Raw genomic sequence first — 6680 nt, 5'->3', positions numbered from 1 at the left:
GTCATCGTCGTGCCCGGCAGCGGGACCTTCGGCATGGAGGCCGTGGCGCGCCAGTTCGCGACGAACAAGAAGTGTCTGGTCATCCGCAATGGCTGGTTCAGCTTTCGCTGGTCGCAAATTTTCGATATGGGCCATATTCCGTCCGAATCGACGGTGCTGAAGGCGCGGCCGGTCGCGCCGGGAAGGCAGGCCGCGTACGCGCCGCCGCCTATCGAAGAAGTCGTCGCTGCTATCAAGGCGCACAAGCCCGATCTCGTTTTCGCGCCGCATGTCGAAACCGCGTCCGGCATGTTGTTGCCCGATGCTTACCTGCGGGCAGTGTCCGATGCGGTTCATGCTGTCGGCGGCATGTTCGTGCTGGATTGCATTGCCTCGGGCACGGTCTGGGTCGATATGCAGGCCAGCGGTATCGACATCTTGATCAGCGCGCCGCAGAAAGGCTGGAGTGCGTCGCCGTGCTGCGGACTGGTGATGCTCGGGCCGCTCGCACGAAAAAGAATCGACGATACGACCAGCAGCAGTTTTGCCTGCGATCTTCGCAAATGGCTGCAAATCATGGAGACGTACGAGAACAACGGCTTCGCGTACCACGCCACCATGCCAACCGACAGCCTTGCAACCCTGCGCGACGTTATCAAGGAAACCGAAGCATATGGTTTCGATAAGGTCATGGCGGAACAACTCGAACTCGGCAAACGAATTCGCGCCGTGCTTGCGGAAAGAGGCTTCAAGAGCGTGGCCGCGCCGGGTTTCGAAGCGCCTGGCGTGGTGGTCTGCTACACGGACGACGACGGCATCCGCTCAGGCAAGAAGTTTGCCGATGCGGGCCTGCAAATCGCGCCCGGCGTTCCGCTTCAATGCGACGAGCCGGATGACTTCAAGACCTTCCGCATCGGCTTGTTCGGATTGGATAAGCTGCACGATGTCGAAGGCTCGGTGAGCCGCTTCGAAAAGGCGCTCGATAGTTTTCTTTGAGACTGACTGAAACGGAGACAGTCGATGACACGCGTTCGCGTAGACAGCTTCACCATTTCTCTCGATGGCTACGGCGCGGGACCGGAGCAAAGCCTCGATCATCCGCTCGGCGTGAACGGAACGGACCTGCATCAATGGCTATTTCCGACGCGCACGTTCCAGCAAACCTTGTTCGGCAACGAAGACGGCACCACCGGCATCGACGATGAATTCGCCGCGCGCGGTTTCAAAAACATCGGCGCGTGGATTCTCGGGCGCAATATGTTCAGCCCGTCGCGCGGGCCGTGGGAGGACATGAACTGGAAAGGCTGGTGGGGCGACAATCCGCCGTATCACGTACCGGCGTTCATCCTGACGCATCATGCGCGGCATTTCATAGAGATGGAGGGCGGCACGACGTTTCACTTCGTCACGGGCGGTATTCGTGAAGCGCTCGATCGCGCGCGCGAGGCGGCGGGTGGCAAGGACGTGCGCATCGGTGGTGGCGCGAACACGATTCAGCAGTTTCTGCGCGAAGGCTTGATCGATGAATTGCACTTCGCCATTTCACCCGTGCTGCTCGGCTCGGGTGAACGGCTATTCGAAGGCGTCGATTTGCGGGCGCTGGGGTACGAGTGCGTGGAATGCGTGGCATCGGAGAAAGCCACGCATGTCGTTTTGCGGCTCAAGCACTCAACTGCTGCTCGATCGTCTTAGTCAGCGGCGACGCGACCGTGCCGGTGTGCTACGTCTGCACCGGCTCGATCAGCACGAGCCAGCATTCTTCTTCCGCGACCGGGTTGTGCAGCGTGCCGCGCGGCACGACGTGCATGGAACCCGCCGGTAGAGCGACCACACGGCCGCCTTCGTATTCGATCTTCAAACGTCCGCGCACGATAAAGAACAACTCGTCTTCATGCGCGTGATCGTGCCAGACGAGTTGGCCGCGCACTTTCGCGACCTTGACGTATTGATCGTTGACTTGCGCGACGACCTTCGGTGACCAGTACTCCGATATATCCGCAAACGCGGCTTCCAGATCGAACGATTCGGCAAACGGTAAAGCAGTCATTTTCATCTCCACATCGACAAGACGGATGCCGCCAGCAGCGCACCCATCACAAGATTGAGCATGCGCCAATGCTTCGGCATCCGAAGCACGCGCGCAAGCAACGCGCCGAGCGCACACCACAGCGCCAGCGATACGCACGCCGCGACGCCGAATGCACCGCCAAGCAGCATCGCGAGTCGGTTGGGACTGCTCGCCAGCAACGCAAACGATGCCGCCGCACCGACGGTCATCGCCCAGCTTTTCGGGTTGAGCCACAGCAGCAAGATCCCTTCGATCAGCGTCGATGGCCGCGCGGGACCATCGCCCGTATTCGGCGGTCCGCTGCGCGCGACGCGCCACGCGAGCCACAGCAAATACGCGGAACCGAGCGCTTTCACGATGGTTTGAAGCGCAGGCACAGCCAGCAGCATACTGCCCAGCCCAAGCGAAGCAATGGCCGCGAGCGCCGCCAATCCGATGGCGATACCGAGCATCAACGGAATCGAGCGCGTAAAGCCGAAGCGCGCGCCCGACGCAGTAGCAAGCGTCGTCGCGCCGCCCGGTGTGATGGTCGCAACGGCCACGAAGAGAAACAGCGGAAAGTAGGCAGCAGGCATCGTGCAAATACGGGTGAACGAGCCTTGCACTGTACGCATCGCTCAATCATCATGAAAGGCAATAATTTTGATGCCGTGCATTACGCCGCATAATGCGTCCATGACCCGAAACCTCGATCTCGACCTGATCCGTACCTTCGTCACCGTCGCCGATAGCGGCAGCATGACGATCGCCGCGAACCGCCTGCATATGACCCAAGGCGCGGTCAGCCAGCAAGTCAAACGACTCGAAGACGTGCTCGATTGCCTGCTGTTCGTGCGCAAGACGCGCAAGCTGGAACTTTCGCGCCAGGGCGAGCAATTCCTCGTTAAAGCGCGTCAACTCATGCGTCTGAACGACGAAATCTGGGCCGATATGACCGGCCAGTCCTTGAGCGGCAGTCTGCGCGTAGGCGTGCCCTACGATCTCGTCACGCCGCTTGCGCCCGCGATGAAAGCCTTCGCCGATGCGCATCCGCAAGTGGAAATTTCGCTGGTCTGCGATGCATCGCCGAAGCTGCGCGAAGCATTGAACAGCGGGCACGTGGATGTATCGCTGATCGAATATGTCGCGGGCGATGCCGAAGGCGAAGTGATTCGCACCGAACCGCTCGTGTGGGTCGCGGGCTGCGGCAGCGATGCGTGGCAGAAGCGCCCGTTGCCGCTTTCGATGGTGGATGAGCGCTGCGCCTTTCGTCCGGTCGTACTCGGCGCGTTGGCGGATGAAGGAATAGCGTGGCGCACGGTGTTCGAGAGCGGCAATATCGAAGCGACGGCATCGACCGTGCGCGCGGGTCTTGCGATCACGGCGTGGCTCGTATCGACCGTGCCTGCGGACCTCGAAACGCTCGCGCCGCACGCGGTCGGCTTGCCCGCGTTGCCGCCCTTCGCCATCTGCCTGCAATTGCCGAAATCCGTTCAGCCCGCCGCGCTGGAATTCGCACGCTGCGTGCGTGAATCGATGTCGAGCGAAGCCGCGTTTCCCGTGACGCGTTTACGGCCTCGAAGCGGGCCTCGAAGCAGGCCTCGAAGCGGCACCGCGTAAGGGCCGGAAAAACGCGCGAATTTCATCGGCCAATAATTCCGGCTGCTCCAGCGCCGCGAAGTGTCCGCCGCGCGGCATCGCGGTCCAGCGCTGCACATCGAAGACACGTTCGACCCACGCGCGCGGCGGCGTCGGTAATTCACGCGGGAACGCGGCCATGCCGAGCGGTGTCGTCACGCGTTCGCCGGGATCGAACGCAAGTGGCCGCTGCCGGCTTTCCTTGTAGATACGGAACGACGCGTCGAGCATGTGGCCGAACCAGTAGATCGATACATCGGTGAGCAATTCATCGAGCGTAAAGACGCGTTCGATATCGCCATCGCAATCGCTCCACGCCCTGAACTTTTCGACGATCCACGCCGCGAGGCCGATGGGCGAATCGGTCATGGCATAGGAAAGGGTTTGCGGTTTCGTGCTCTGAATGGCCGCGTATGCGCCTTCCGCGCTCGACCATGCGGCGACGGTATCGAGATAAGCCTGTTCTTCAGCACTCAAAGACCGCGCGCCCGCCTCCAGCGATGGCCGGAAACTCGCCGGAATATAGTTCACGTGCGCGCCGATCATCTGCTCGGGAAAGCGCCGCGCCAGCCATATCGATACGCTCGATCCGATATCGCCGCCTTGCGCGGCAAATCGTTCGTATCCCAAACCATTCATCAGCGAGCGCCATAATCCCGCAATCTCGCGCGGACCGATTCCGGCGGCTTTCGGTGCCGCCGAAAAGCCGAAACCCGGCAGCGATGGCACGACGACATGGAACGCATCGGCTGCATCGCCGCCGTGTGATGCGGGATCGGTCAGCAGCGGAATCACGCGCTCCATTTCGATGAACGATCCCGGCCAGCCATGCGTAAGCACGAGCGGCATCGGCGCGGGTCCGGTGCCGCGTTGATGGACGAAATGAATCGCCTGCCCGTCGATGCCCGCTGTGTAGTGCGGCAGTCGATTGAGTCGCGCTTCGTGTTCGCGCCAGTCGAAGCGATTCAGCCAGTGATCCGCCAGACGCCGCATGAAAGTGAGACTCGCGCCGTCGTTCCAACTGTTGGCATCGAGCGAGACGGGAAAGCGCGTGTGGCGCAGGCGCTGTTTCAGGTCGTCGAGTTGGCTGTCGGGGATGGTGATTTTGAAGGGTTGTACGTCCATGCGCGCTCCGCTTTTCAAGGTGCTTTACGACACGTTGCCAGAACCCGCCTTCACGCGCAGAACCCGTGTCTGGTCGTACATCATCGGGAGAACCCTTATTGCCGGCGCCATCTCAAAAAGATACCTTCCAGATCATACGTATGATCTAGAGCGTGTTTTTATGCCAACCTTGCACCGGCAAGTGCTGAACCAGATGGGCGAGCAAATCTGCGCGGGCAAGTTCGCGCCCGGCGAGATCCTGCCCGCCGAAGACGCGCTTGCGCAGCACTGGAACGTCAGCCGCATCACCATCCGCGAGACGATGAAATCGCTGTCCGCCAAGGGCATGCTGCAAGTGCGGCGGCGGCACGGCACCATCGTGCTGCCGCGCTCGAGCTGGCAATTGTTCGATCCGGACGTGATCGCGTGGCGCGCGCGCGCCGGTGCTATCGACGACGATCTGATCCGCGATTTGATGGAACTGCGGCTCATCATCGAGCCGAATGCGGCGAAGCTCGCCGCCAAGCGCGCCACCGATGCCGACCGTATCGCCATTCGCCGCGCCTTCAAGGCCATGGCGCGCGCCGTCGCCGGTCAGGGCGAATATGTGCCCGCCGACCTCGCCTTCCACGCGGCCATCCTCACCGCCTGCCACAACCAGTTCGTCCAGCAAATGCAGAACGCGCTGTCCGCGATCTTGCGCACCAGTTTCGAGCTCAGCTCGGAGATTGCAGGCGGTCCCGCGCGCTCGTTGCCGATGCACGAAGCGCTGTGCGTGGCCATCGAACAGGGCGATCAGGCGGCGGCGGAAAAAGCGGTGCTCGTGCTGATCGAACGCGCGGAAAAAGACTTCGACGATCGCGCGGCGCTCAAAGCCACTGCGAACGAAAAACCTGCATAGACACTCTCAAATCAAGGAATCACGCATGACACAGTTGTTCGATCTGAGCGGCCGCACGGCGCTCGTGACCGGCTCGGCGCGCGGTATCGGCTTCGCGCTCGCTCAGGGACTCGCGGCGGCGGGCGCGCGTATCGTTATCAACGGCACCCGTGCCGATACCGTCGATGAAGCCGTGCAACGCCTGCGCGCCGACGGCCACGATGCACTCGGCCGCGCCTTCAACGTCACCGATGAACACGCCGTCGCCGCCGCCTTCGAAGCCTGGGACCGCGACGAGATTACGATCGACATCCTCGTGAACAATGCGGGCATCCAGTTCCGCAAGCCGCTGGTGGACCTCGAACTGGCCGACTGGCAGCGCGTGATCGATACCAATCTGACCAGCGCATTTATCGTCGCGAAAGAGGCGGCGCGCCGCATGATCGCGCGCGGGCGCGGCGGCAAGATCATCAATATCGGTTCATTGACGAGCGAAGGCGCACGCGCCACCGTCGCGCCGTATACGGCTGCAAAAGGCGGCATCAAGATGCTCACGCGCGCGATGAGCGCCGAATGGGCCGTGCACGATATTCAGACCAATGCCATCGGTCCCGGCTACATCCTCACCGACATGAATCAGGCGCTGATCGACAATGTCAGCTTCGACGCGTGGGTCAGGAGCAGCAACCCGTCGCAACGCTGGGGCAAGCCGGAAGAATTAGTTGGCACTGCCGTGTATCTGGCGTCGCCTGCATCGAGCTATGTGAACGGCCAGATCATTTATGTGGACGGCGGCTGGCTCGCTGTTCTCTGAACCTATTCGAAGCACACGCCGGAGATCATCACTGACATGGACGACATCAAGACCGTAGCACCGCAACGATGGTGGTATCTGATGCCCATCATCTTTATCACGTACAGCCTCGCCTATCTGGATCGTGCAAACTATGGCTTCGCAGCCGCGGCGGGCATCGATCGCGATCTGGGCATCACGCACAGCACGTCGTCGCTGATCGGCTCGCTGTTCTTTCT

8 protein-coding genes and 1 pseudogene are annotated in these 6680 nt (G+C 61.6%); 6 read left to right on the top strand and 3 right to left on the bottom strand.

Going from position 1 to position 6680, the window contains the following annotated elements:
- The coding region (locus P7F28_RS17380) for an aminotransferase class V-fold PLP-dependent enzyme (RefSeq protein WP_277185760.1) at positions 1-975 on the top strand (975 nt) is incomplete at its 5' end.
- Between the two features lie 24 nt (positions 976-999).
- Entirely contained in the window at positions 1000-1671 is a 672-nt protein-coding gene (locus tag P7F28_RS17375; RefSeq protein ID WP_277185759.1) for a dihydrofolate reductase family protein, read from the top strand.
- 28 nt (positions 1672-1699) lie between these two features.
- Here P7F28_RS17375 and P7F28_RS17370 read toward each other — a convergent pair whose 3' ends face one another.
- Together P7F28_RS17370 and P7F28_RS17365 are read right to left on the bottom strand one after the other, a co-directional pair.
- Complete coding sequence (locus P7F28_RS17370) at positions 1700-2026, bottom strand: cupin domain-containing protein (RefSeq protein WP_277185758.1); 327 nt, start codon at positions 2024-2026, stop codon at positions 1700-1702.
- Between the two features lie 2 nt (positions 2027-2028).
- A complete protein-coding gene (locus P7F28_RS17365) occupies positions 2029-2661 on the bottom strand; it encodes a LysE family translocator (protein WP_277185757.1) in 633 nt (210 codons plus the stop codon).
- Between the two features lie 61 nt (positions 2662-2722).
- On the opposite strand from P7F28_RS17365, the gene P7F28_RS17360 reads away from it, so the two are divergent.
- Positions 2723-3646, top strand: coding sequence for a LysR substrate-binding domain-containing protein (locus P7F28_RS17360; RefSeq protein WP_277185756.1), 924 nt, complete (start codon positions 2723-2725; stop codon positions 3644-3646).
- On the opposite strand, the gene P7F28_RS17355 is transcribed toward P7F28_RS17360, so the two are convergent.
- Positions 3596-4789: an epoxide hydrolase family protein gene (locus P7F28_RS17355; protein ID WP_277185755.1), complete on the bottom strand. Its 1194-nt coding sequence runs from the start codon at positions 4787-4789 to the stop codon at positions 3596-3598. The genes P7F28_RS17360 and P7F28_RS17355 overlap by 51 nt on opposite strands.
- A 160-nt stretch (positions 4790-4949) precedes the next feature.
- Here P7F28_RS17355 and P7F28_RS17350 point away from each other — a divergent pair, with 160 nt between their 5' ends.
- The 3 genes and pseudogenes from P7F28_RS17350 to P7F28_RS17340 form a co-directional block, all read left to right on the top strand.
- Positions 4950-5669, top strand: coding sequence for a FadR/GntR family transcriptional regulator (locus tag P7F28_RS17350; protein WP_277185754.1), 720 nt, complete (start codon positions 4950-4952; stop codon positions 5667-5669).
- A 25-nt stretch (positions 5670-5694) separates the two neighbouring features.
- Positions 5695-6462 (top strand): SDR family oxidoreductase, encoded by a 768-nt coding sequence (locus P7F28_RS17345; RefSeq protein ID WP_277185753.1) that lies wholly within the window; start codon positions 5695-5697, stop codon positions 6460-6462.
- 36 nt (positions 6463-6498) lie between these two features.
- Positions 6499-6680, top strand: a pseudogene (locus tag P7F28_RS17340) (MFS transporter); the annotation flags it as partial.

The sequence above is a fragment of the Caballeronia sp. BR00000012568055 genome, from assembly GCF_029439455.1.
Lineage (GTDB): Bacteria > Pseudomonadota > Gammaproteobacteria > Burkholderiales > Burkholderiaceae > Caballeronia.
Note: the sequence above shows the minus strand (reverse complement) of the source record. Positions and strands in the feature narration are given on the sequence as shown.

Bases quoted from the DNA above. Each gene is read 5' to 3' on its own strand.
- P7F28_RS17375 (WP_277185759.1), top strand. From the start codon at position 1,000: ATGACACGCGTTCGCGTAGACAGCTTCACCATTTCTCTCGATGGCTAC.
- P7F28_RS17370 (WP_277185758.1), bottom strand. From the start codon at position 2,026: ATGACTGCTTTACCGTTTGCCGAATCGTTCGATCTGGAAGCCGCGTTT.
- P7F28_RS17365 (WP_277185757.1), bottom strand. From the start codon at position 2,661: ATGCGTACAGTGCAAGGCTCGTTCACCCGTATTTGCACGATGCCTGCT.
- P7F28_RS17360 (WP_277185756.1), top strand. From the start codon at position 2,723: ATGACCCGAAACCTCGATCTCGACCTGATCCGTACCTTCGTCACCGTC.
- P7F28_RS17355 (WP_277185755.1), bottom strand. From the start codon at position 4,789: ATGGACGTACAACCCTTCAAAATCACCATCCCCGACAGCCAACTCGAC.
- P7F28_RS17350 (WP_277185754.1), top strand. From the start codon at position 4,950: ATGCCAACCTTGCACCGGCAAGTGCTGAACCAGATGGGCGAGCAAATC.
- P7F28_RS17345 (WP_277185753.1), top strand. From the start codon at position 5,695: ATGACACAGTTGTTCGATCTGAGCGGCCGCACGGCGCTCGTGACCGGC.